Annotated in this window: 22 protein-coding genes; 11 read left to right on the forward strand and 11 right to left on the reverse strand. The window is 64.3% G+C overall.

Features of this window, described 5'->3' with window-relative positions:
- Positions 1-517: 517 nt before the first annotated feature.
- Entirely contained in the window at positions 518-1,462 is a 945-nt protein-coding gene (locus JOD97_RS23460; RefSeq protein WP_209724012.1) for a hypothetical protein, read from the reverse strand.
- Between the two features lie 184 nt (positions 1,463-1,646).
- Here JOD97_RS23460 and JOD97_RS23465 point away from each other — a divergent pair, with 184 nt between their 5' ends.
- A complete protein-coding gene (locus tag JOD97_RS23465; protein WP_209724583.1) occupies positions 1,647-2,162 on the forward strand; it encodes a YggT family protein in 516 nt (171 codons plus the stop codon).
- A 142-nt stretch (positions 2,163-2,304) separates the two neighbouring features.
- Here JOD97_RS23465 and JOD97_RS23470 read toward each other — a convergent pair whose 3' ends face one another.
- From JOD97_RS23470 to JOD97_RS23505, 8 genes are all read right to left on the reverse strand, one after another.
- Positions 2,305-3,243, reverse strand: a complete 939-nt coding sequence (locus JOD97_RS23470; RefSeq protein WP_209724014.1) for a carbohydrate kinase family protein — start codon at positions 3,241-3,243, stop codon at positions 2,305-2,307.
- A 9-nt stretch (positions 3,244-3,252) separates the two neighbouring features.
- Entirely contained in the window at positions 3,253-4,719 is a 1,467-nt protein-coding gene (locus JOD97_RS23475; RefSeq protein WP_373999920.1) for a DUF3426 domain-containing protein, read from the reverse strand.
- 8 nt (positions 4,720-4,727) lie between these two features.
- Positions 4,728-5,660 carry a 50S ribosomal protein L11 methyltransferase gene (gene prmA, locus JOD97_RS23480; protein WP_209724018.1) on the reverse strand — a complete coding sequence of 311 codons (933 nt, stop codon included), beginning with the start codon at positions 5,658-5,660 and terminating at the stop codon, positions 4,728-4,730.
- Positions 5,660-7,045 (reverse strand): acetyl-CoA carboxylase biotin carboxylase subunit, encoded by a 1,386-nt coding sequence (accC, locus tag JOD97_RS23485; RefSeq protein ID WP_209724020.1) that lies wholly within the window; start codon positions 7,043-7,045, stop codon positions 5,660-5,662. Before accC ends, prmA begins: the two co-directional genes overlap by 1 nt.
- A gap of 111 nt (positions 7,046-7,156) precedes the next feature.
- Positions 7,157-7,624, reverse strand: coding sequence for an acetyl-CoA carboxylase biotin carboxyl carrier protein (gene accB, locus JOD97_RS23490; protein ID WP_209724023.1), 468 nt, complete (start codon positions 7,622-7,624; stop codon positions 7,157-7,159).
- 100 nt (positions 7,625-7,724) lie between these two features.
- The gene (gene aroQ, locus JOD97_RS23495; RefSeq protein WP_209724025.1) at positions 7,725-8,162 is read right to left on the reverse strand and encodes a type II 3-dehydroquinate dehydratase; all 438 of its coding nucleotides are present in this window, start codon (positions 8,160-8,162) and stop codon (positions 7,725-7,727) included.
- A gap of 95 nt (positions 8,163-8,257) precedes the next feature.
- On the reverse strand, positions 8,258-8,803 hold the full coding sequence (locus JOD97_RS23500; RefSeq protein WP_209724027.1) for a TlpA disulfide reductase family protein: 546 nt from the start codon (positions 8,801-8,803) through the stop codon (positions 8,258-8,260).
- Positions 8,796-9,443: a hypothetical protein gene (locus JOD97_RS23505; protein WP_209724029.1), complete on the reverse strand. Its 648-nt coding sequence runs from the start codon at positions 9,441-9,443 to the stop codon at positions 8,796-8,798. The genes JOD97_RS23500 and JOD97_RS23505 overlap by 8 nt, the downstream gene beginning before the upstream one ends.
- 88 nt (positions 9,444-9,531) lie before the next feature.
- Between JOD97_RS23505 and mpl the strand changes: the two genes are divergently transcribed.
- From mpl to corA, 9 genes are all read left to right on the forward strand, one after another.
- Positions 9,532-10,911: a UDP-N-acetylmuramate:L-alanyl-gamma-D-glutamyl-meso-diaminopimelate ligase gene (gene mpl, locus JOD97_RS23510; RefSeq protein WP_209724032.1), complete on the forward strand. Its 1,380-nt coding sequence runs from the start codon at positions 9,532-9,534 to the stop codon at positions 10,909-10,911.
- Positions 10,908-11,486, forward strand: a complete 579-nt coding sequence (locus tag JOD97_RS23515; protein WP_209724034.1) for a YqiA/YcfP family alpha/beta fold hydrolase — start codon at positions 10,908-10,910, stop codon at positions 11,484-11,486. The genes mpl and JOD97_RS23515 overlap by 4 nt, the downstream gene beginning before the upstream one ends.
- An 11-nt stretch (positions 11,487-11,497) precedes the next feature.
- Positions 11,498-12,109 (forward strand): chorismate lyase, encoded by a 612-nt coding sequence (locus JOD97_RS23520; RefSeq protein WP_373999921.1) that lies wholly within the window; start codon positions 11,498-11,500, stop codon positions 12,107-12,109.
- Positions 12,110-12,129: 20 nt separating this feature from the next.
- Positions 12,130-14,154 carry a ribonuclease catalytic domain-containing protein gene (locus JOD97_RS23525; RefSeq protein WP_209724035.1) on the forward strand — a complete coding sequence of 675 codons (2,025 nt, stop codon included), beginning with the start codon at positions 12,130-12,132 and terminating at the stop codon, positions 14,152-14,154.
- A gap of 178 nt (positions 14,155-14,332) precedes the next feature.
- The gene (locus JOD97_RS23530; RefSeq protein WP_209724037.1) at positions 14,333-15,220 is read left to right on the forward strand and encodes a TonB family protein; all 888 of its coding nucleotides are present in this window, start codon (positions 14,333-14,335) and stop codon (positions 15,218-15,220) included.
- A 2-nt stretch (positions 15,221-15,222) separates the two neighbouring features.
- A complete protein-coding gene (gene aroE, locus JOD97_RS23535; protein WP_209724039.1) occupies positions 15,223-16,041 on the forward strand; it encodes a shikimate dehydrogenase in 819 nt (272 codons plus the stop codon).
- Positions 16,038-16,748, forward strand: a complete 711-nt coding sequence (mtgA, locus tag JOD97_RS23540; protein ID WP_209724041.1) for a monofunctional biosynthetic peptidoglycan transglycosylase — start codon at positions 16,038-16,040, stop codon at positions 16,746-16,748. Before aroE ends, mtgA begins: the two co-directional genes overlap by 4 nt.
- On the forward strand, positions 16,745-17,131 hold the full coding sequence (locus JOD97_RS23545) for a DUF4124 domain-containing protein (RefSeq protein WP_229264666.1): 387 nt from the start codon (positions 16,745-16,747) through the stop codon (positions 17,129-17,131). The genes mtgA and JOD97_RS23545 overlap by 4 nt, the downstream gene beginning before the upstream one ends.
- 81 nt (positions 17,132-17,212) lie before the next feature.
- Positions 17,213-18,178 carry a magnesium/cobalt transporter CorA gene (gene corA / locus JOD97_RS23550; protein WP_209724043.1) on the forward strand — a complete coding sequence of 322 codons (966 nt, stop codon included), beginning with the start codon at positions 17,213-17,215 and terminating at the stop codon, positions 18,176-18,178.
- Between the two features lie 327 nt (positions 18,179-18,505).
- Here the strand turns inward: corA and JOD97_RS23555 are convergent, their stop codons facing one another.
- Positions 18,506-20,140 (reverse strand): methyl-accepting chemotaxis protein, encoded by a 1,635-nt coding sequence (locus tag JOD97_RS23555; RefSeq protein ID WP_229264667.1) that lies wholly within the window; start codon positions 20,138-20,140, stop codon positions 18,506-18,508.
- Between the two features lie 200 nt (positions 20,141-20,340).
- Positions 20,341-21,078, reverse strand: a complete 738-nt coding sequence (locus JOD97_RS23560) for a GAF domain-containing protein (protein WP_209724045.1) — start codon at positions 21,076-21,078, stop codon at positions 20,341-20,343.
- A 305-nt stretch (positions 21,079-21,383) separates the two neighbouring features.
- Here JOD97_RS23560 and JOD97_RS23565 point away from each other — a divergent pair, with 305 nt between their 5' ends.
- The gene (locus JOD97_RS23565) at positions 21,384-23,114 is read left to right on the forward strand and encodes an ABC transporter permease subunit (protein WP_209724047.1); all 1,731 of its coding nucleotides are present in this window, start codon (positions 21,384-21,386) and stop codon (positions 23,112-23,114) included.
- The last annotated feature ends 6 nt before the right edge of the window (positions 23,115-23,120 follow it).

The following is a 23,120-nucleotide window of genomic DNA, read 5'->3' on the forward strand; positions in this document are numbered from 1 at the left end:
AGCGCCACGCGTATGTGAAATGGCGAGCATAAGACGAAAAAAAGCGGGCGAATACTTCTCGTGCCGGTTGCGTACCGACAAGGTTTTCGTGTACTTTACGAGATTGAAAATGTGTGTTTATAAAAGTGCGTTTTTTTTGAAGTGCGCACACCGCAGAAATGATCGCGATCACGGGATACAGATTCACAAAGATATGCACAAGACCACACCGTTTTTGTTCAACCGTCTTTCCTGATTCGGTTCAGGTTGGGCGGTTTTTTGTTTGAAAACGAAAACGACGATGTGGCTGCGACGTAGGTCCCTGGAGCTGAGCACACGCCCGACCACCCGCAAAACGTCGCAACAAGATTTGTATCTGCACGCCGCGCCGGCCACGGACGGCGGACAGATAGATGGCTGAAGTGCTGCACTCGTGAGGGGTTGCAGCAGTTCAGCTGGTGCCGAATTCATTAGCGCAAACCGTATTCTGTTTGTGCCGATGAATAATTCGCCTGGCCCAATCCGGGGCCGGACGGGTTTAAATCTTGTATGTGAATTTTCCCATCCCCGATGAAGGAGAACTAAAAATGGCAACTGCCGCAAAGAAACCAGCAGCAAAAAAGCCGGCCGCTACTAAAGCCGCCGCCCCAGCGAAAAAGCCTGTCGCAGCGAAAGCAGCCGCCAAGCCAGCAGCGAAAGCCGCCGCCAAACCAGCCGCTAAACCAGCCGCCAAAGCCGCTGCCAAGCCAGCTGCAAAACCAGCCGTGAAAAAAGCAGCCGCCAAGCCAGCAGCCAAGCCAGCAGCGAAAGCAGCAGCGAAGCCAGCAGCTAAGCCAGCAGTGAAAAAAGCCGCTGCCAAGCCAGTCGCTAAAAAAGCGGCAGCCAAGCCAGCAGCCAAAGCAGCAGCGAAGCCAGCAGCAAAAGCAGCAGCCAAGCCAGCAGTGAAAAAAGCAGCGGCCAAGCCAGCAGCAAAGCCAGCAGCTAAAAAAGCCGCAGCCAAGCCAGCAGCAAAGCCAGCCGCTAAAAAAGCAGCTGCCAAGCCAGCGGCAAAGCCAGCAGCGAAAGCGGCAGCCAAGCCAGCGGCAAAAAAAGTAGCCGCCAAGCCGGCAGCGAAAAAAGCGGCCGCCAAGCCAGCCGCTAAACCTGCCGCCAAAGCAGCAGCTAAACCAGCAGCCAAAAAAGCTGTCGCCGCTAAACCAGCCGCCAAGGCAAAAACAGCAGCCAAGCCAGCTGCAAAGGCAGCGGCTAAGCCAGCAGCAAAAAAGCCGGTTAAGGCAGCCGCCAAGCCGGTAGCTGCCAAGAAGCCAGCCGTCAAGGCTGCGGCCAAGCCAGCAGCAGCCAAGCCAGCGGCAGCCAAGCCGGCCGCCGCTCCAGCACCGGCAGCCGCTCCAGTTGCCGCGGCGGCACCTGCTCCGGCAGCCAAGCCAGCCGTGAAAAAAGCCGCCCCTAAAGCGGCCGCACCGAAGAAGGAAGCTGTCGCCAAGCCAGCCGCTCCTGCCGCCGCGCCTGCGGCAAAAACCGTGTTGGCACCGGCGGCCGCATGGCCGTTCCCAACCAGCACGCGTCCATCCTAAGCTAAATACTTAGGTGCCTGCTGAGGCAACCGGCCGCTGTGTGAGACAATCACACAGCGGCTTTTTTTTGGAGGGACCGTGCTTAGTATTGTTATGTTGATTGTCGATGCCATCGCCACCTTGTTGGGCGGGGCCTTGCTGTTGCGTTTCTGGATGCAGGCGATCCGCGTACGTCCGCCGCAATCGGTGGCGCAATTCACGTTCCAGTTATCGGACTGGCTGGTGCGGCCGTTGCGGCGCATCGTGCCGGGCATGGGCGGCTACGACTGGGCCAGTCTGATCGGCGCCTTCCTGATCGTGCTGCTGGCGACGTCGGTGCTGTTCTTCGCTGGCTGGCCGGCGCAGGCGGTGCTGTTGGCCGCGTTCGAGCGCTTCCTCAAATGGATACTGTACGGCTTCATGGCGCTGCTGGTGGTCGAAGCGATCTTCAGCTGGGTCAATCCGCACGCGCCGCTGGCGCCGTTCGTGCGCGCGCTCAACGAGCCGCTGCTGCGGCCGATCCGCCGCGTCGTGCCACTGGTGGGCAATCTGGATTTATCGCTGCTGGTGGCGCTGATCGCGCTGCAGATCGCCCAGATCCTGCTGGGCATGGCCTTCAACGGCCGTTAAAAAAAACTCCGGGGTCAGGTCCACCATTTCTACACGAACTCGTGTGTAATGGCGGACCCGACCCCGGATTTGCTTTGTGCGGCGGCCAAAATCGGCCACCACACATCAGCTCGTGTAGAAATGGTGGACCTGACCCCGGAGTTTAGAAGCGGTAGCCGAAGGCGGCTTCGAAGCGGTCCGCGATCTCGGCGGCGCTGAACTTGTGGTTCTGGCCGCCCTTGCTGGCGATCTTGATCGCGCCCATCAGGCTGGCCAGACGGCCGGTCGTTTCCCATTTCCAGCCTTGCGTGATGCCGTGCAGCAGGCCGGCGCGGTAGGCGTCGCCGCAGCCGGTCGGGTCCAGCACGTCGGCGACCTTGACCGCCGGAATCTCGATCCGCTGACCCTTGGTGTAAATCTCCGAACCCTGCTCGCCGCGCGTGACGATCAGCGCTTCCAGGCGGCTGGCGATCTCCGGCAAGGTCAGCCCGGTGCGGTCCATCAGCAGTTCGATCTCGTAGTCGTTGGCGGTGACGTAGGTGGCCTTGTCGATGAAGGCGATCAGCTCGGCGCCGTTGAACATCGGCAGCTGCTGGCCCGGGTCGAAGATGAACGGGATCTGCAGCTTGGCCAGGTCGGCCGCGTGCTTTTGCATGCCCAGGTGGCCGTCCGGCGAGATGATGGCGATCGCGGCCGCGCCCGCCTTGGCGACGTCGTTCTCGTGCGCATACGACATCGCGCCCGGGTGGAAGGCGTTGATCTGGTTGTTGTCCTCGTCGGCCGTGACGAAGCATTGGGCGTTGTACGCCTCCGGCTTGATCAGGATGTTGTCGGTCGAGATGTCGAGCTTGTGCAGGCGCTCGATGTAGGCGGCGTTGTCCTGGCCCATGACGCCGACGATGCGCGGCTCGCCGCCCAGCATCTTGAGGTTGTAGGCGATGTTGCCGGCGCAGCCGCCGTATTCGGTGCGCATGGTCGGCGCCAGGAACGACACGTTCACTTTGTGCAGCTGGTCGGCCAGCAGGATGCTGTCGAAGCGGCCGGGGAATTGCAGGATGGTGTCGATCGCGATCGAGCCGCAGATGATGGAGGTCTGAGTCATGATAGTTCTTTATGGATAGAAGACTGCGATGTGATAGCCGGATGCTTTCAGCTGTTTCAATTCAAAGTACAGTTTGACAGATTGCTCGCTGCGCGGGGCGAAACCTTTCTCCAGCGCGGCGTCGGCGCCCAGATAGTCGCGCGGCGTGAACACCCGGCGCAGGATGGCCTTGTCGTTGGCGTCGTCGAGCACCAGTTCGATGTGCGGCCAGGCTTGCGCGCTGGCGCTTTGGTTGCGCAGCAAGGTGGTGAACGAGAACGTGGTCTCGCTCAGGGTTTGCAGTTCGCCTTGCTCGATGACGAGCTCGTCGATCTGGGTCGGTAGTTCGATCTTGCAACCCACGCTGGCGCAGATGCCCTGCAGCGTCGGCTTAAGCGACGGATAGCCGGCGGCGAGCTGGTTGCGGAAGGTGGTCAAGCCCTGCACCGCCAGCGCGCCCACCAGCAGCAGCGAGCCTACGCCCATGGCGACATTGATGGTTTTGCCGTAGCGCTCGCGGCGGCGGTCGCGCTTGAGGAAGCCGGGCTCGTTCGGGTCGTCCGCGTCCTCTTCCTCCACCTCCGGTTCGGGCGGCTGCACGCTGTGGATTTCCGCCGGCGGTTCGTAACGGTCCTGTGGCGGCGCCGACGCCGCTCGCAGCAGCGTGGGGAGTTGCGGCGCGGTGTCGCGTTCCCGGGCGGCGGCGAGCTGCACCAGCGCTTCCTCGTCGGCCTCGTCGAGGTCGTAGCGGGAGTCGGGGGCCAGCGTCGGCTCGCGGCGCTCGCCGGCGGCGCTCGATGGCGCGGCCGGGGTCTCCGGTTCGGCCTCGGCCGCGATGCTTTGTTCCATCAGGGCCAGCTCGGCGGCCAGCGCCGCTTCCAGCTCCTCGTGCGTCATCGGTTTGATGTCGAGCGGATCTTCCGGCGCGGGTTCGGTCGCGGCCGGCTGTTCGTCTTCAGCGGGTTCGGGTTCCGGAGCGGGCTCCAACTCGGGCTCGGGCGCGATCACCGGTTCCGGTTCGATTCCGGGTTCCGGCACGGGCTCGGCTTCAGGCTTCCATTCAGGCGCGGATTCCGGTTCGGAGTTTAATTCGAACGGATCGGACTCCGGCTCCGATACCGGCTCTGGTGCGACAGCTACCTCTTCAACGGCCGCCGCCGCCGGCTCGTCGAACCGCCCGCTATCGGCCTGGTCCACGGCCGAGTCGAGCTCCAGCGTGAAGATCGGTTCGTCGCTTGCCGGGTCGTCGACGCGCGCATCGGGCGCGGCTACGGCGACCTCATCGAGAGGGGGAGTTGGCTGGGGGGAGGGGGTAAGATCAGGCTTGGCCGGCGCAAAGACCGGCTGCGGCACGGCCAGCGGCTCAAGCAGCGCCGCGTTGCCGTCGAAAACTTCATTGCAGGAGCCACAGCGCACTATGCCCCCACGTAATTTCAACTGGTCATGGGCGACCCGAAATATCGTGCTGCAGTGGGGGCATTTAGTGGCGAGCGCCATCGCGGCCGTTAGCGCGGGGCGGGTACCGCATCACTGCCGAGGCGGCCATGCAGGGCGACCCAGCCGTCCTGCTCCGCCCAGACGCCGAGCTTGATGAACGGCGCGTAGGCGGCGGCGACTTCCTCGGCCTGGCGCGCCAGCACGCCCGACAGGATCAGCGCGCCGCCGGGGGCGACGCGGCCCGACAGCATCGGCGCCATCAACTTCAACGGGCTCGACAGGATATTGGCGACGACGATGTCGAATTTCTGCTCGGCGTGCTTCGATTGGGCGAAGGTGTCGGGCAGGAAGTATTCGATGTCGCACTTGTTGCGCTCGGCGTTGTCGGCGGCCGATTCGATCGCCTGCGGATCGATGTCGACACCCACCACCTCGCCGGCGCCGACCTTCTTGGCGACCATCGCCAGGATGCCGGAGCCGCAACCGTAGTCGAGCACGGTCTTGGAAGGCGCCGGGTTGGCCTCCAGCCACTCCATGCACAGGCGGGTGGTTGGATGGCTGCCGGTGCCGAAGGCCAGGCCGGGGTCCAGTTCCAGGATCAGGCCGTCAGGATCGGGCGCCTCGTGCCAGCTCGGCACGACCCAGATGTTCTTGCCGATGTGAATCGGCGCGAACTGCGACTGCGTCAGGCGCACCCAGTCCTGTTCCTCGACCTTGCGGGTGGTGAACTTCGGCAGGGCGGCCAGCTTGATCTGTTCGGCGGCGGCGGCCACGATGGCGGCCTGGTCGTCATCCTGGTTGGTCAGGGCCACCACGCGGCTGTGGTCCCATGCCGCCTCGGTCGGCTCCATGCCCGGCTCGCCGAACAGCGGACGTTCCTGGTCGGTGCCCTCGTCGGCGTCCTCCACGGAAACCGACAGCGCGCCCACTTCCATCAGCGCGTCCGACAGGGCTTCGGCGTGGTCGCGCGCGATTTCGATGACGATTTCAGTCCAGCTCATTATTGTGGCGCCTTGTTACTCAAACTCAGTTTGTGCAGGTCCGGCATGTCGGCCAGTTTCTGCTCCAGGTAATGGATGTTGGTGCCGCCCTCGATGAAGCGGGCGTCGATCATCAGTTCGCGGTGCAGCGGGATGTTGGTCGAGATGCCCTCGACCACCATTTCCGACAGCGCGATCTGCATGCGGCGGATCGCCTGTTCGCGGGTGGCGCCGTACGAGATGACCTTGCCGATCATCGAATCGTAGTGCGGCGGCACGTAGTAGCCGGCGTAGGCGTGCGAATCGACGCGCACGCCCGGGCCGCCCGGCACGTGCCAGGAGGTGATGCGGCCCGGCGACGGCGTGAACTTGAACGGGTCCTCGGCGTTGATGCGGCACTCGATGGCGTGGCCCGACAGCATCACGTCGCGCTGGCGGAAGCGCAGCTTCTCGCCGGCGGCGATGCGGATCTGCTCCTGCACGATGTCGATGCCGGTGATCATTTCGGTCACTGGATGCTCGACCTGCACGCGGGTGTTCATCTCGATGAAGTAGAACTCGCCGTTTTCATACAGGAACTCGAAGGTGCCGGCGCCACGGTAGCCGATCTTGCGGCAGGCCTCGGCGCAGCGGTCGCCGATCTTTTCGATCAGCTTGCGCGGGATGCCCGGCGCCGGCGCTTCCTCGATGACCTTCTGGTGGCGGCGCTGCATCGAGCAGTCGCGCTCGCCCAGCCAGACGGCGTTTTTGTGTTCGTCGGCCAGGATCTGGATTTCCACGTGGCGCGGATTTTCCAGATACTTCTCCATATACACTTCCGGATTGCCGAAGGCGGTGCCGGCCTCGGTCTTGGTCATGGCCACCGCGTTGATCAGCGCCGCCTCGGTGTGCACCACGCGCATGCCGCGCCCGCCGCCGCCGCCGGCCGCCTTGATGATGACTGGGTAGCCGACCTTGCGGGCGATCTGCACGATCGCCTTCGGGTCGTCCGGCAGCGCGCCGTCGGAACCGGGCACGCACGGCACGCCGGCCTTGATCATGGTTTGCTTGGCCGAGACCTTGTCGCCCATCAAACGGATCGATTCGGAGCGCGGGCCGATGAAGACGAAGCCGGATTTCTCCACGCGTTCGGCGAAGTCGGCGTTCTCCGACAGGAAGCCGTAGCCGGGGTGGATCGCTTCGGCGTCCGTCACCTCGGCGGCGCTGATGATGGCCGGCATGTTCAGGTAGCTCAGCGTCGAAGGCGCCGGGCCGATACACACCGACTCATCGGCCAGCTTGACGTACTTGGCGTCTTTGTCCGCTTCCGAGTGGACCACGACCGTCTTGATGCCCATTTCGCGGCAGGCGCGCTGGATGCGGAGGGCGATTTCGCCACGGTTGGCAATGAGGATTTTTTCAAACATGATAGGTTCGCGTATGTCTGTGAGTACCGGAAACCGGCAACGTCAGGTAGAGGAGGGAATGCGGAACAAAGCCGGCGCGCCCGTCACCGGAGGGGAGGGCGCGAACCGAACTTAGCCTATCACAAACAGCGGTTGGCCGAATTCGACCGGTTGGCCGTTCTCGACCAGGATCTGGGTGATCGTGCCGGATTTGTCGGCGTCGATTTCGTTGAGCAGCTTCATCGCTTCGATGATGCACAGGGTGTCGCCTTCCTTGACGACGGCGCCCACTTCGACGTACGCGGCCGAACCCGGCGCCGACGAACGGTAGAAGGTGCCGACCATCGGCGATTTGACGATGTGGCCGGTTGGCTCGGCGGCGACGGCCGGGGCCGGCGCTGCGGCGGGCGCGGCGGCCGGTGCCGGGGCGGCGTGGTACTGCGGCTGCATGCCTTGCGGCTGCATCATCACCATCTGGTTTTGCGGCATGGCCGACGATTTGACGATGCGGACTTTGCTCTCGCCTTCGGTCACTTCGAGCTCGGCGATGTCCGACTCCGCGACCAAATCAATCAAGGTCTTCAGCTTGCGTAGATCCATGTAACCCCCTGGGATGTCTTGTTATTTAAGTGTGAGCGGCGCCGCCTCGTGGGCGAAAACCGCGCTAAGTTCGTTATGAGTTGCGCGCAGATCGCGTAGATTAACGCCTTTTAAGGACGAAGTCGATGGCAAACCGATATCCTTCGATACCCAGTCCGCAGATCGTCCCCAACGCGATCGCGCTCAGGAATGAGTGGTGGCGAAACGCCTCGCGCTGATAAATATTGGAAATATGTACTTCAACAAACGGAATCGCCACGCCCGCCAGCGCGTCGCGCAGGGCGACGCTGGTGTGGGTCAGGCCGCCCGGGTTGATGATGATGGCGTCCACGCGCTCGGTGCGGGCGGCGTGGATGCGGTCGATCAGCGCCCCCTCATGGTTGCTCTGAAAACAAGACAGGGTGGCGCCGGCCGCCGTGGCCTGGGCCTGGGCCGCCTGTTCGACGTCGGCCAAGGTGCTGGCGCCGTAGACTTCCGGCTCCCGGGTGCCCAGTAAATTGAGGTTGGGGCCGTTGAGCAATAGAAGGTTTTTTGCCATGGTTCTAGACCGTTTTCCGCGAAAGTTCCGCATTTTGCCGCCAACTGCCGGCATTGGCAAGAGAAAAAAACTCGCGTGCCGTGTGAGGCCGTCCGTTAAAGCGTGGCCAGGTCCTTGCGCAGCTCGTCGAACTTCAGGCGTCCCAGATAGGTCTTTTTAACCTGGCCGTCGGCGCCGATGAGCACGGTGTAGGGCAGGCCGCCGCCGGTATTGCCGAACTGACGCGACAGGTCGGTGCCGCTCATGCCGGCCACCAGCACCGGATAGGTGATTTTGTATTTGTCGCTAAAAGCGGCGATATTCGACGGCGAATCGATGCCGATTCCGATAACTTGCAGCTTCTTACCTGCTTCTCCGGCGGCCAGCTCGGACAGCTCCGGCATCTCCTGCACGCACGGCGCGCACCACGGGGCCCAGAAATTGACCAGCATCGCCTTGCCTTTATATTGGGCCAGCACGGTCGGCGCGCCCTTGGCATCCGGCAGCGTTTGCGCGTACAAGGCGCCGACCGGACCGGTCACGCCGGCCGGCGCGGTGGTGGTGACCGGCGCGGCGTTTTGTTTGTTGAACCCGACCCAGGCGCCGGACGCGGCGAACAGGACAGCGACGCCGGCATAGGCGGCAAGATGTTTTTTATTCATGATCAGGCTTGTCGTTGGTGTTGTCGTGAGTACTGTTAACTAGTAGGGCGCGCACGGCGGCGATGTCGGCGCGCACCGGCTTGCCGTCGCCGCGGGCTTTGACGGCGCCGCGCAAATCGTCGAGCTCATACAAGGCGGCGTGCACGCCTTCCTTGTGCCACATGAAGCTGACCGTCTCGACCGGGTCGTAGCGGGGGCCCTTGAAATGCGGCGTCTCGGAGATGTCGATTTGCAAATTGCGGTTCAGCAGGAAGATCTCCACCTCCTTGGCGCTGTCGGCGAACAGCTGCAGATGGATGTCGTCGTGCGGGCCGGCCGTGCCGTTCAGCACGGCGCCGGTCAGGAACGGGTGGAACGCGGCCAGGCCTTCCATGATGTCGACCGCCAGCGTGCGCAGCCGGAACAGCCGGGCCGGCTGGCTGTCCGCGTGGAACAGCGATTGATAGATGCGCACTTCCGCTTCGATCTGGGCGTTGTCCGGCAGCAGGTTCAGCGGCGGCTGGGTGTCGCCCAGGATTTGCCTGGCGGCCTTGCGCTTGGCGGTGTTGTAGTCGGCGCCGTCCTGGGCGATCAGGCGCGCGGCCGCCGCGGCGATCTCGGCGCGCAGCAGCAGGACTTCTTCGATTACATTCGGCGTCATGGACCAGATAATACTCTGAACCGGGAAATCGGCGGCGGCTCAGGTAAAATCGCGTATTCACTTGCGCGGATCGATCCTGTTACACACTATGCATATTCATATTCTCGGTATTTGCGGCACCTTCATGGGCGGCTTGGCGGTCCTGGCGAAAGAGGCGGGCCACCGCGTGACCGGCTGCGACGCCAACGTTTATCCGCCGATGAGCACCCAGCTGGAAGCCCAGGGCATAGAACTGATACAGGGTTTCGGCCCGGAGCAGACCGCGCTCAACCCCGACCTGTACGTGATCGGCAACGTGGTCTCGCGCGGCAATCCGCTGATCGAGGAGATACTTAACCGTGGCCTGCCGTACGTGTCCGGCCCGCAGTGGATGGGCGAACATATATTAAGGGGCCGCTGGGTGCTGGCCGTGGCCGGCACGCACGGCAAGACCACCACCTCGGCCATGCTGACCTGGATACTGGAAGACGCCGGCTACGCGCCCGGCTTCCTGATCGGCGGCGTGCCGCTGAACTTCGGCGTGTCGGCCCGCATGCAAGGTCGCAGTGACAACAACCTGGATTCGATCTTCTTCGTCATCGAGGCCGACGAGTACGACACCGCCTTCTTCGACAAGCGCAGCAAGTTCGTCCACTACCACGCCAAGACCGCGATCCTCAACAACCTGGAATACGATCACGCCGATATCTTCCCCGACCTGGGCGCCATCGAGACGCAATTCCATCATCTGGTGCGCACGGTGCCTGGCATCGGGCGCGTCATTTATAACGGCGACGAAGCCTCGCTGCAGCGCGTGCTCAAGCGCGGCTGCTGGAGCGAGAAGGAAAGCTTCGGCCACACCGAAGGCGCCGATTGGACGATGAAAGAATACGATGACGGCAGTTTCGACGTCATTTTCGGCGGTGAGCCGGCCGGCAAGGTCGAGTGGAGCCTGACCGGCAAGCACAACCGCGCCAACGCGCTGGCCGCGATCGCCGCCGCCCGCCACGTCGGCGTGCCGGTGGCGCAGGCGGCCAAGTCGCTGGCGACGTTCGAAAACGTCAAGCGCCGCATGGAGGTGCGCGGCACCGTCAATGGCATCACCGTGTTCGACGACTTCGCCCACCATCCGACCGCGATCGCCACCACCGTCGGGGGCCTGCGCCAGAAGATCGGCAAGGCCACCCGCATCCTGGCCGTGCTCGAGCCGCGCTCGAACACGATGAAACTGGGCGCGATGAAGGACGCCTTGCCGGGCAGCCTGAGCGACGCCGACCTGGTGTTCGGCTTCGGCAGTGAAAAGTCGCTGGGCTGGAGCCTGGGCGATGCGCTGGCGCCGCTGGGCGGCATCGCCAGCGCCTACGAGGACATCGACGCGCTGGTGGCAGCCATCGTCAAGGCGGCCCGTCCGGGCGACCAGATCATTGTGATGAGCAACGGCGGCTTCGGCGGCGTGCACGACAAAATCCTGGAAGCGCTGGCGCGATGATTCTTTATCTGCACGGATTCCGCTCGTCGCCGCAGTCGATGAAGGCGCGCGTGATCAGCGAGCGCATGGCCGCGCTGGGATTGTCGGACCAGCTGGTGTGCCCGCAGCTGCCGGCGTCGCCGAAGCTGGCGATGGAATTGGCGCTCTCTTTAATAGAGGGCGTGCCGGCGGAACAGTTGAGCATCGTCGGTTCGTCGCTGGGCGGCTACTACGCCACCTGGCTGGCCGAGCGCGCCGGCTGCCGCGCCGTGCTGCTCAATCCGGCCATCGTGCCGCTGCAAGACCTGGACAAGCATGTCGGCGTGACAACGCAATTCCATTCCGACGAGCCGTTCGAGTTCAAGCGTGAATATATCGACGAGCTGCGCGCGCTGGCGGTCGACCCGATCACCCGCCCCGGGCGCTACTTCCTGATCGCCGCCACCGGCGACGAAGTGCTGGACTATCGCGACATGGTCAAGCATTATGCGGGCGCGCGCCAGCACGTGATCGACGGCAGCGACCATGGCATTTCCGAATTCCCCGACTATCTGGACGCGGTGCTGGCGTTTTGCGGCATCGGGGCCGCCCGTTGAGGGCGCAGCCCGTGTCCACCCGTGGCGCGTCGCTGCGGCAGACCCAGTGGCAACCGCATGTGCTGGCGCTGAACGCGCCGCCGCCGTTGCGCCCGTGGCTGACGGCCGGCGGTTCGCTGACCGCCCGGCTGAAGGCGCACAGCCAGACTTTCCGCGTGCAGTGCCTGCATCAGCGCGTCGCCCGCTGTTTGTCGGACGAGGCCGCCGCGATCGGCCTGCGCCGGCCCGGCCGCGTGTGGGAGAGGGAAGTGTTGCTGCGGTGTGATAATACGCCGGTGGTGTTCGCGCACACGGTGGTGCCGATGTCGGCCACGGCTGCCGATTGGCCTTTATTTAGCGCGCTGGGCGAGCGCTCGCTGGGGACGACCTTGTTTGGCGACCCGCGCGTGCGGCGCGGCGTGTTGGAATTTGCAAGATTGCGCCAGGAGCATCCGCTGGCGCGGCGCGCGGCGGCGGCCCTGGGGCTGGAGGATGAAGATCAACTTCGCGAGGCGCGTCCGCAAGAGCGCATATTATATGCACGGCGCTGTTTATATCGGCGCCGTCAGGGTACTCTGCTGGTCACGGAAGTGTTTCTGCCTTCCGTGCTGGACCTGAAACAACAGCGCAGTCATAACGAATAAACAACGAACAGAAGCGAGCAATGAATCTATTTTTCGAAGAATCCGGCGATTTCAAGGTCGGTACCATGATGTCGCAAGCGGGCGAGGCCTACCAGGTGGAGATGGCCAGCGGCAAGCGCACCAAGGTCAAGATCAAGGACGTGCTGCTGCAGTACGAGAAGCCGTCGCCGACGGATTTGATGGAACAGGCCAAGGCGGTCGCCGCCGAGATCGACCTCGACTTCCTGTGGGAAGTGGCGGGCGAGGAGGAATTCGGCTTCGCCGAGCTGGGCGCCGAGTACTTCGGCCACGCGCCGCTGCCGGCCGAGGCCGCCGGCCTGATCCTGAGCCTGCACTCGGCGCCGATCTATTTCTACAAGAAGGGCCGGGGCCGCTACAAGGCCGCGCCGGAGCAATCGTTGCGCGCCGCCCAGGCCGGTATCGAGAAAAAGAAACAGCAGGCGCTGGTCCAGGCGCAGTACGTCGAGGAACTGAAGGCCAACAAGTTGCCGGAGTCGATGAAGAACATCGTCATGCAACTGTTGTTCAAGCCGGACAAGAACTCGATCGAATACAAGGCGATGGAAGCGGCTTGCAATGAATTGCACACCAATCCGCAGCGTTTGATGCTGGCGGCCGGCGGCGTGGCGTCGCCCAAGGCGCTGCACATGGCCAAGTTCCTGTTCGAGAGCTTCCCGCGCGGCGCCGGTTTCCCGGACGTGCCGGTGCCGGTGGCGCCGACCAATCTGCCGCTGGCCGACGTCAAGGCGTTCTCGATCGACGACGTCACCACCACCGAGATCGACGACGCCTTCTCGGTCACCAAGCTGGCCGACGGCAACGTCAAGATCGGTATCCACATCGCCGCGCCGGGCCTGGGCATCAAGCCGGACGACGCGGTCGACAAGATGGCGCGCGCGCGCATGTCCACCGTCTACATGCCTGGCGACAAGATCACCATGCTGCCGGATGCCATCGTCGACGCCTTCACCTTGGCCGAGGGCAAGACCTGCCCGGCGCTGTCGCTGTACGCGACCCTGAACCCGGCCGACTGGTCGGTGATCGCCACCGAGACGCGCGCCGAGATGGTGCCGATCGAAAGCAATCTGCGCCACAACGACCTGGACGATCTGGTCAACGAGGAAACCCTGGCCAGCGGCGAGGGCGACTACGCCCACAAGGAAGAGCTGGGCCTGATCTGGCAATGGGCGCAGGTGCTGGAGGCGGCGCGCATGGTCAAGCGCGAAGGTTTCGGCTTGAAGCCCGAGCAGAATAACCGCGTCGATTTCAACTTCTATGTCGAGAACGATGTCGTCACCGTCAGCCGCCGCAAGCGTGGCGCGCCGCTGGACAAGATCGTCGCCGAGCTGATGATCTTCGCCAACAGCACCTGGGGCAAGCTGATGCACGACCACGGCGTGCCGGGCATTTACCGCAGCCAGGGCCAGGGCGTCGGCGGCTGGGCCGCCAAGATGCAGGTGCGCATGGTCACGCACGCCGCGCCGCACCAGGGGCTGGGCGTGGACCAGTACGCGTGGAGCACGTCGCCGCTGCGCCGCTATACCGATCTGGTCAATCAATGGCAGATCCTGGCGTGCGCCGAGCACGGCGTGACGGCGCCGCTGGTGGCGCCGTTCAAGCCCAAGGATGCCGAGCTGTTCGCCATCGTGTCGCAGTTCGACGCGGCGTACGCGGCGTATGGCGACCATCAATCGAACATGGAGCGCTACTGGTGCCTGCGCTGGCTGGGGCAGGAAAACGCCCGCCAGGTCGAGGCGGTGGTGCTCAAGGACGAGGTGCTGCGGCTGGTCGACATTCCGCTGATCATCCGTCTGCCGGGCATGCCGTCGGTGGCGCGCGGCGCGCAGGTCAAGATCGACATCCTGCGGTGGGACGAGGTCGACCTGTCGATCGAAGCGCGCATCCTGGAGATTCCGACCACCGAGGCGGTGGCCGCCGATGCCGAGCTCGATTACGAGGACGAAATCGTCGATGCGCCGGAAGAGGCGGTAGAAGCGCCGGAGGTGGCTGTGGAAGTAGCCGCTGAAGCACCAGCGCCGGAATAACAAGCGATGGCCCGAAACATCTGAAACATCTAAACCACGTAGGGCGGATTAGCGCAGCGTAATCCGCCATGCGTGCGTCACCAGCGACGCATGCAGGGCCGATCCCGAAAACCCGCCGGTAGCCGCCGGGTTTTCTTTAAAGTAAAATCACCCCACCCATTTTGAACCCCGGCCCCGCGTGAAGTCTTTCCAAGAAAATCGCTTCCTGTACATCGCCATCGGCGTCTCGCTGATCGCGCACGCCGCCATGCTGATGGTGCACTTCGTCGCGCCCACGCCGGCGCCGGTCAAGCCGACCGACCCCGGCCTGGAAGTCATCCTCGTCAACGCCAAGCACAGCAAGGCGCCGCTGAAGGCCGACGCGCTGGCCCAGGCCAACCTCGACGGCGGCGGCAATGTCGACCAGGGCCGCTCCAAGTCGCCGCTGCCGGACATGCGCAAGACGGAAGACGGCGAGAGCATCAAAGCCTCCAAGCGCCGCATCGCCGAGCTCGAGGAGCGCCAGCGCAATCTGCTCACGCGCGTGGCCAAGCCGACCCCGTTCGCCGCGCCGCCGGTGACCGAGAAGACCGCGCCCGATCCGCTGCCGAGCGGTGCCGACCTGCTCGATTCGAGCAAGGCGATCGCCCGCCGCGCCGCCGAGATCAGCGAAACCATCGAAGACCAGAACAAGCGTCCGAAGAAAACCTTCATCACGCCGAGCACGCGCGGCGTTGGCTACGCGATGTACTATAAAACGCTGCAGAAGCGGATCGAAGACATCGGTACGCTGAACTTCCCCCAGAAAAACGGCCGCAAGCTGTACGGCCAGCTGGTGCTGTCGATCCCCGTCTTCCAGGACGGCACGATTTACGAGAAGGAAGGCGGCATCAAGGTCGACCGCAGTTCCGGCAACGCCGCGCTGGACGACGCCGCCATCAACATCGTGCGGCGCGCGGCGCCGTTCGGCAAATTCCCGCCGAACATGCTGTCTGCCGACAAGGACGATCTGTGGGTGATCGTCACGACGTTTAAATTTACCCGCGAAGACAAATTACAAGCCGACATGAGCGGCGGAGGACAATGACGATGGATCGCTACTGCGTGTTCGGCAACCCGATTGCCCATAGTAAATCGCCCGAGATCCACGCCGCCTACGCGGCGCAGACCGGCCAGGAGTTGCGCTACGAAAAACGGCTGGCGCCGCTGGACGGTTTCGCGGCGGCCGTGCACGCGTTCATCGCCGAGGGCGGCCTTGGGGCCAACGTCACCGTGCCGTTCAAGCTGGAGGCGGTCAAGGTCGCCAACGCGCTGACGATACGCGCGCAGGCGGCCGGCGCCGTCAACACCTTGCATTTCACGGAAGACGGCATCATCGGCGATAACACCGACGGCGCCGGCCTGGTGGCCGACATCGTCGGCAATGCCGGCGTGGCGATCACCGGCAAGCGCGTGCTGCTGCTGGGCGCGGGCGGGGCGGCGCGCGGCGTCGTGCTGCCGATCCTGGAGCATCGTCCGGCGCAACTGGTCATCGCCAACCGCACCGTGGCCACGGCCGTGGCGCTGGCCGAACAGTTCGCCGCGCTGGGCGGCGAGGGCGTGGTGTCCGGCTGCGGTTTCGCCGATATCGAAGGCGGCTTCGACATCGTCATCAACGCGACGTCGGCCAGCCTGGGCGCCGAGGTGCCGCCGGTGTCGCCTTCGGTGTTCGCGCCGGGCGCGCTGGCTTTGGACATGATGTACTCGAAGTCCCCCACCGTATTTTTGCAGTTCGCGGCCCAACACGGCGCACGGCTGCGCGATGGCCTCGGCATGCTGGTGGAGCAGGCGGCCGAGGCGTTCAGCGTCTGGCGCGGCGTGCGTCCGGTCACCGGCGAGGTGTTGCAGCAGTTGCGTGACCAGCTATGAGCGCCGCCAAGGGAGGGCGCAAGTGGGCCTGGGTGAAGTGGATCTTCATTCTGCCGGTGCTGTTGTTCGCGGCCGTGCAGCTGTATTTCTTCCTGCAGATCTGGTGGTGGGTCGACCATAATCCGTCGCGCACCAGCTTCATGCGCCAGCAGGAGGCGGCCTTGCGCGAGAAAAATCCCAAGGCCGAGATCCAGCAGATCTGGGTGCCGTACGAGCGCATCTCGAAGAACCTCAAACGCGCCATCATCGCGTCCGAAGACGCCAATTTCTCCGAACATGAGGGCGTGGACTGGGAGGCGCTGCAAAAAGCCTACGAGAAGAACAACAAGAAGCACAAGGTGGTGTCGGGCGGCTCGACCATCACGCAGCAGTTGGCCAAGAATTTGTTCCTGTCCGGTTCGCGCAGCTATCTGCGCAAGGGGCAGGAGCTGATCATCACGTACATGCTGGAGACGCTGATGGACAAGGAACGCATCTTCGAGATCTACCTGAACGTGGTGGAGTTCGGCACCGGCACCTTCGGCGCGGAGGCGGCGGCGCGGCATTATTACGGCGTGAGCGCGGCCAACCTGGGCGCGGCGCAGGCGGCCAAACTGGCCGTGATGCTGCCCAATCCGCGCTTCTTCGACAAGCATCGCGATTCGGGCTATCTGGCGCGGCGCACCGGCGTCATCCTGCGCCGCATGGGCTCGGCGGAGCTGCCATGATGATCAAGCGGCAACGCGGGTTCGGCCTGATCCAAGTGGCCATCGTCATGGCCGCGCTGGCGGCGGTGGCGATGGCGTTTTTGATGTCGGCCCGGCACGAGCGCAATTTCTTCACCGAAGGCCTGGCGCGGCTGGCCGGCAAGCCACCGGCGGCGGCGGCATCGAGCTCGGCCGGCGTCGCGCCGCCAACGCCCGCCAACGTGCTGCGCAAATGCGTCATCGACGGCAAAACCGTGGTCTCCGATGTCGACTGCAAGGACGGCAAGGTGGTCAAGCCCATCGATACGCGCGGCATCGAGGCGCCGACAGCGCCCAAGCCGGACCCGGCCGAGTCCGCCCCGCGGTCGGCGACCGATCAAATGATCGAAAAAGCCACCCGATAGGGCGAAAAACCGCGTGGCAGGCTGGCCTCGGCAGGGGCTTTCCGAGTACACTTGCGCTGTTTCCAGAAGGCTCGCGTACCCATGATTAATGTTTTCGTTCTCCAGAATGGCCGGCTCAACCAGGTGCCCATCGACACGCGCGCCGACCTGGAAAAGGTCGAGCCGGTCTGGGTCGACCTGACCGACCCGACGGACGACGAACGCGCGTGGGTCAAGGCCATCTACGGCGTGACCTTGCCGGGCGAGGACGAGGTCAAGGACATCGAGGCGTCGGCCCGCTATTACGAGGCGGAAAACGGCGACTTGCACCTGCGCACCGACTTCCTGCTGGAAGAGGAGGACGGCCCGTCGCGCATCGTCACGGTCGCGTTCATCCTGGCGCGCAAGATGCTGTTCTCGGTGCACACCGACGATTTGCCGGTGTTCCGGCTGGTGCGCATGCGCGCGCGTTCGCGCCCGGGCTCGATCGCCGACTATATGGATGTGCTGCTGGACCTGTACGCCACCGACGCCGAATATTCGGCCGACGCGCTCGAGGGCATTTACCAGAACCTGGAAGAGGTCAGCGGCCGCGTGCTGCAGGAACAGTTCACCGACCAGGACGCGGCGGCCGCGCTGAATTCGATCGCCCACGAGGAAGACTTGAACGGCCGCATCCGCCGCAACATGATGGACACGCGGCGCGCGGTCAGCTTCCTGATGCGCGGACGCTTGCTCAACGCCGAGCAGTTCGAGGAGGCGCGCCAGATTCTGCGCGACATCGAATCGCTGGACGGCCACACGTCCTTCCTGTTCGACAAGATCAACTTCCTGATGGACGCCACGGTCGGTTTCATCAACATCAACCAAAACAAGATCATCAAGATTTTCTCGGTGGCCAGCGTGGCGTTCCTGCCGCCGACGTTGATCGCGTCGATCTACGGCATGAACTTCAAGTGGCTGCCGGAACTGGAGTGGCAGCTCGGCTATCCGTTCGCCATCGTGCTGATGGTCACCAGCGCCATCGCGCCGTTCTGGTATTTCCGCCGGCGCGGCTGGCTGAAGTAAGCCGGCCTCGCCGACGCCGTGCCACTGGCGGCGGCGCTTGGCGGATTACGCTACGCTAATCCGCCCTACGTGATTCAGATGCACTTACGCGCCATGGCCTCACCGAGCCGCCCCGGATCCACGTAGGGCGGATTAGGCGGCACGCCGTAATCCGCCATGAGCCGCCGACAGCGCCTACCGTCCACCCCGTGTAGCAATGTTAGACTTGACCCCCGACTAGGCGCCGGATCCACGTAGGGCGGATTAGGCGGCACGCCGTAATCCGCCATGAGCCGCCGACAGCGCCTACCGTCCACCCCGTGTAGAAATGGTGGACCTGACCCCGGATCAGGCGCGCGCCAGGCGCAGGCCTGGACGGGCGATCGCCTTGCCCGGCTTGGCCGCCGGCTGCACCGCCGCCACCCGTCCGCGTTCCGCCTCCAGCTTGAACTGCCCCACCAGCCCGGCCAGGCCCGCGGCCTGTCCCTGCAGCTCCTGCGCGGCGGCCGAGGCTTCCTCCACCAGCGCCATGTTTTGCTGCGTCATGCCGTCCATGTCGCCGAGGGCGCTGCTGACCTCGCCGATGCCCTGGCTCTGCTCGGCACTGGCGACGCTGATCTCGCCCATGATCTCGGTCACCCGCTTGACGCTGTCGACCACCGCGTGCATCGTCGTGCCGGCCTTTTGCACCAGCTCCGAACCGGTGCCGACCTTGGTGACGGAGTCGTCGATCAGCGCCTTGATTTCCTTGGCGGCCGCCGCCGAGCGCTGCGCCAGGTTGCGCACCTCGGTGGCGACCACGGCGAAACCGCGCCCTTGCTCACCGGCGCGGGCCGCTTCCACGGCGGCGTTCAACGCCAGGATGTTGGTCTGGAACGCGATGCCGTCGATGACGGAAATGATGTCGACGATCTTCTTCGACGAGTCGTTGATCGAGGCCATGGTGTCGGTCACTTGCTGCATGACCTCGCCGCCTTGCTCCGACACCGCCGAGGCCGATTGGGCCAGGGTGTTGGCTTGCTGCGCGTTGCTGGCGTTTTGTTGCACGGTCGACGTCAGCTCTTCCATCGCCGTGGCGACCTTTTCCAGCGACGACGCTTGCGTGGCGGTGCGCGACGACAGGTCTTCGTTGCCGCTGGCGATCTCGGCCGAGGCGCTGGCGATCGCGTCCGTGCCCTGGCGCACCTGGCCGACGATCGACGCCAGGCTGTCGCGCATGGTCTTGATGGCAAACAGCAGGCTGGCGTGGTCTTCCGCCTTGACGTCGACTTCGATGGCCAGGTCGCCCTGGGCGATCTTGTTGGCGATGTCGGCCGCGTAGGCCGGTTCGCCGCCGAGCTGCTTGAGCAGCAGGTGCTTGATCAGGCCGGCGATCAGCACGCTCAACAGGAAGGCGGCAATGGTCAGCGTGAGCGTCCAGTTGCGCGCGGTGGCGGCGCGGTTTTCGGACAAGTCGCTGGCGGCGTCCGCGTCCTTCTGCGCGTGGGTCAACAGCACGGCCATGTCGGCCACGATCTGGCGGCGCAGCGGGCTGCATTCCTTGACCAGGAAGGTGCCGAATTCCTCCATCTGTTTCGCCTCGCGCATTTTGCGCGGACGCGTGAGCTCGTTGGCCATCGCCAGCAGGCCGGTCTTGACCTTGGCGAACTGGGCGTCGCCGCCGAAGGCCGGGCCCATCTTGTCCACGGCGGCCAGGTAGATGGCCTTTTGCTCGTCGACGATCGCCAGTTCCTTGGCCGCCTCGGCGTCGTCGGTGAAGACGTAGGCGTTGCGCGCGGCCAGGCCGGTCTGCGCCAGCGCCTCGCGCGCCACATACAGCGGCGCCAGGCGCTCGTCGGTGATGCGGTTTTGTTCGCGGAAGGCGGCGCCGATGGACGACACGCCGAGGATGGAGACGGCGGCCAGGACCAGCATGAAGATGGTCAGCATGCCGAAGCCCAGGGTCAACTGGGTGCCGATTTTAAGTTTTTTAAACGCGTTCATAATATATTCCCGGAAACGTTGGAGTTCCCACAAAATCCTGCAATCAGGCCGATTAAGGGAAACGGAACCGCTAGGCGGCGACAGTGATTTTTTTGGCCGTCGCGAGAGCTGGGGGAGGCCGGTAGGAGTTGCTGATACTGGACTTGCTAAAACGGTGGGGCGCGCCGACGGGTGGGGGGCGGCGTGCCCGGACGCGCTCCCTAACGTGGGGCGCGCCGCTGAATTTCTTCCGACGCCAACGCCGCCAGTTCGCGCAGGGAGCGCACTTCGCGGTCCCTCAGTTTGCGCGGCTCGCGGTCCAGGATGCACAACGTGCCCAACGGATGGTTGTGGCGGTCGAGCAGCGGGAAGGCGGCGTAAAAACGGATATACGGTTCGCCGACGACCAGCGGATTGTCCTGGAAGCGCGGATCGCGTGCGGCGTCCTCGACCATGAACAGGCCGTTTTGCAGGATCGCGTGGCTGCAGAACGCCCAGTCGCGCGGCGTTTCGGTCACTTCCACGCCGATGCGCGACTTGAACCATTGGCGGCGCGCGGTCAGCAAACTGATCAGTGCCATCGGCGAATCGGTGACCTGGCTCGCCAGCCACGTCAGGCGGTCGAACACCGACTCCGGCGCGGTGTCGACGATGCGCGCGGCGTCGAGCGCCAGCAGGCGCTGGGCCTCGTCGTTGGCGACCGGGTACTGTGGCGCCGGCGCCGGCACGAACTCGATGCTGCTCGGCGCCTTCGCCGCGGCGGCGGCCGGCGTGGCCGCGCCGTCGCGCTGCTCCATCAGGCGCCGGACCGCGCTCAGGCGCACGCGGCGGTGGCCGCCGGGCGTCTTCCACGAAGGGATCGCGCCGTTTTCGATCCACAGCTGGGCGGTGCTGACGGCGACGCCGAGCAACTTGGCGGTCGCGCTGGTTGTCAGTACTGTATCTTTGCTATGGGGCATTTGTTAGCTCGCTGGGTTGGATCGACACGTCTTTGGTGATCTTTGGTGACATTGTACGTATTTTCCGTAAGGAAATATATAGAATTGACGAAAATGATTTAGGGGTTGGCTTTTGGCAACAAAATATTGCCGAATTATGACGATGGTGATGAACGCATCGTTAGCATCGGTGAATTCGTCAAATCGTGGCGCGGGCGTGTGGCGGTTTCCACCCGGATGCGGGATCAACTTTCGCAACCGTAATAAACCGGACACGTGTTTCCTTTAGAATGGCCGCCAGTCTCCACACCCATCGGCCATAAGTCATGAACAAAAAACGCCAATTTTTCCCGCGCCAGGTGGTCGAAGCCGGCGGCAACCGCTGGGACTGGGCGCTGCTGCCCATCGTGCTGGCCGTGTTCGTGCTGCTGGCGTACGGCGGCCAGCAGATGGCGCGCCCGTATGAACTCGGCCAGGCGCTGCCGCTGTCGCTCGATCCGGCCAACCTGCCTTACTACCTGCTGCGCACCACCTTGCGCATGTTCATCGCGCTGGGCGCGTCGGTGATCTTCGCCTGCGTGTTCGCGGCGCTGACCACCAAATACAAGCTGGCCGAAAAAGTGCTGGTGCCGCTGCTCGACATCCTGCAGTCGATTCCCATCCTCGGCTTCCTGTCGATCACGGTGACGGCCTTCATCGCGCTATTCCCCGGCAACCTGCTGGGCGTGGAGTGTGCGGCGATCTTCGCCATCTTCACGTCGCAGGCGTGGAACATGGCCTTCTCGGCCTACCAGGGCTTTCGCAACGTGCCGGCCGAATTGTCGGAGGCGGCCAGCGTGTTCCAGCTCTCGGGTTGGCAGCGCTTCTGGCGCCTGGAGCTGCCGTTCGCCATGCCCGGCCTGTTGTGGAACATGATGATGTCGATGTCCGGCGGCTGGTTCTTCGTGGTCGCCTCGGAGGCGATCTCGGTCTCCAACCAGAACATCAAACTGCCCGGCATCGGCTCGTACATCGCGCTGGCGATCGAACGCAGCGACCTTGGCGCGATGGGCTGGGCGGTGTTCGCCATGCTGATCGCGGTGCTGATGTACGACCAGCTGTTCTTCCGGCCCTTGCTGGCGTGGGCCGACAAGTTCCGCTTCGAGGAGACCGGCAGCGACACGGCCCAGCAATCGTGGCTGCTCACGTGGCTGCGCCGCACCGAGCGCACGCAGGCGCTGGTGGCGTGGTGCGGCGACCTGCTGTCGCGCTCCATCGCGCTGTTCCGCCTCGGCCACGACGGCACCTCGATCCGCGCGCGCCGGCACACGCAGGCGCGCGGCGCGCAGCGGGTGTGGGACGCGGTCATCGCCGCCGTCGTCTTCTACGCCCTGTGGACGCTCGGCCATTTCATCAGCACGGAGGTCGGCTGGGGCGAGGTCGGACATGTGTTGGTGCTCGGGCTGTACACGCTGATGCGGGTGGTCGTGTTGCTGCTGCTGGCGGCCCTGATCTGGGTGCCGGTGGGCGTGTGGATCGGCATGAATCCGCGCTGGGCCTCGCGCACGCAGGCGGTGGCGCAGTTCCTGGCCGCGTTCCCGGCCAACCTGGTGTTCCCGGTGGCGGTGATCCTGATCATGCGCTTCCATCTGAATCCGGATATCTGGCTGTCGCCGCTGATGATACTGGGCACCCAGTGGTATCTGCTGTTTAACGTGATCGCCGGCGCCTCGACGATACCGACCGAGCTGCGTCACGCGGCGCAGAACTTCGGGCTGACCGGCTGGCTCAAATGGCGGCGCTATCTGCTGCCGGCCATCTTCCCCAGCTTCGTCACCGGCGCCATCACCGCGTCCGGCGGCTCGTGGAACGCCAGCATCGTGGCCGAATACGTCAGCTGGGGCGCGACCACCGTCAAGGCGCATGGACTGGGCAGCTACATCGCCGAGATGACCGCCGCCGGCGACTTCCCGCGCATCGCGCTGGGCATCGGCGTGATGTGCATCTTCGTCATGGGCTTCAACCACTTCGTCTGGCGCCGCCTGTACACGCTGGCCGAGAGCCGGCTGCATTTTTAGGATCGA

Source organism: Duganella sp. 1411 (assembly GCF_017833525.1).
Taxonomy (GTDB): domain Bacteria; phylum Pseudomonadota; class Gammaproteobacteria; order Burkholderiales; family Burkholderiaceae_D; genus Rugamonas.

Bases quoted from the DNA above. Each gene is read 5' to 3' on its own strand.
- JOD97_RS23465 (WP_209724583.1), top strand. From the start codon at position 1,647: ATGTTGATTGTCGATGCCATCGCCACCTTGTTGGGCGGGGCCTTGCTG.
- JOD97_RS23470 (WP_209724014.1), bottom strand. From the start codon at position 3,243: ATGACTCAGACCTCCATCATCTGCGGCTCGATCGCGATCGACACCATC.
- JOD97_RS23475 (WP_373999920.1), bottom strand. From the start codon at position 4,719: ATGGCGCTCGCCACTAAATGCCCCCACTGCAGCACGATATTTCGGGTC.
- prmA (WP_209724018.1), bottom strand. From the start codon at position 5,660: ATGAGCTGGACTGAAATCGTCATCGAAATCGCGCGCGACCACGCCGAA.
- accC (WP_209724020.1), bottom strand. From the start codon at position 7,045: ATGTTTGAAAAAATCCTCATTGCCAACCGTGGCGAAATCGCCCTCCGC.
- accB (WP_209724023.1), bottom strand. From the start codon at position 7,624: ATGGATCTACGCAAGCTGAAGACCTTGATTGATTTGGTCGCGGAGTCG.
- aroQ (WP_209724025.1), bottom strand. From the start codon at position 8,162: ATGGCAAAAAACCTTCTATTGCTCAACGGCCCCAACCTCAATTTACTG.
- JOD97_RS23500 (WP_209724027.1), bottom strand. From the start codon at position 8,803: ATGAATAAAAAACATCTTGCCGCCTATGCCGGCGTCGCTGTCCTGTTC.
- JOD97_RS23505 (WP_209724029.1), bottom strand. From the start codon at position 9,443: ATGACGCCGAATGTAATCGAAGAAGTCCTGCTGCTGCGCGCCGAGATC.
- mpl (WP_209724032.1), top strand. From the start codon at position 9,532: ATGCATATTCATATTCTCGGTATTTGCGGCACCTTCATGGGCGGCTTG.
- JOD97_RS23515 (WP_209724034.1), top strand. From the start codon at position 10,908: ATGATTCTTTATCTGCACGGATTCCGCTCGTCGCCGCAGTCGATGAAG.
- JOD97_RS23525 (WP_209724035.1), top strand. From the start codon at position 12,130: ATGAATCTATTTTTCGAAGAATCCGGCGATTTCAAGGTCGGTACCATG.
- aroE (WP_209724039.1), top strand. From the start codon at position 15,223: ATGGATCGCTACTGCGTGTTCGGCAACCCGATTGCCCATAGTAAATCG.
- mtgA (WP_209724041.1), top strand. From the start codon at position 16,038: ATGAGCGCCGCCAAGGGAGGGCGCAAGTGGGCCTGGGTGAAGTGGATC.
- JOD97_RS23545 (WP_229264666.1), top strand. From the start codon at position 16,745: ATGATGATCAAGCGGCAACGCGGGTTCGGCCTGATCCAAGTGGCCATC.
- corA (WP_209724043.1), top strand. From the start codon at position 17,213: ATGATTAATGTTTTCGTTCTCCAGAATGGCCGGCTCAACCAGGTGCCC.
- JOD97_RS23555 (WP_229264667.1), bottom strand. From the start codon at position 20,140: ATGAACGCGTTTAAAAAACTTAAAATCGGCACCCAGTTGACCCTGGGC.
- JOD97_RS23560 (WP_209724045.1), bottom strand. From the start codon at position 21,078: ATGCCCCATAGCAAAGATACAGTACTGACAACCAGCGCGACCGCCAAG.
- JOD97_RS23565 (WP_209724047.1), top strand. From the start codon at position 21,384: ATGAACAAAAAACGCCAATTTTTCCCGCGCCAGGTGGTCGAAGCCGGC.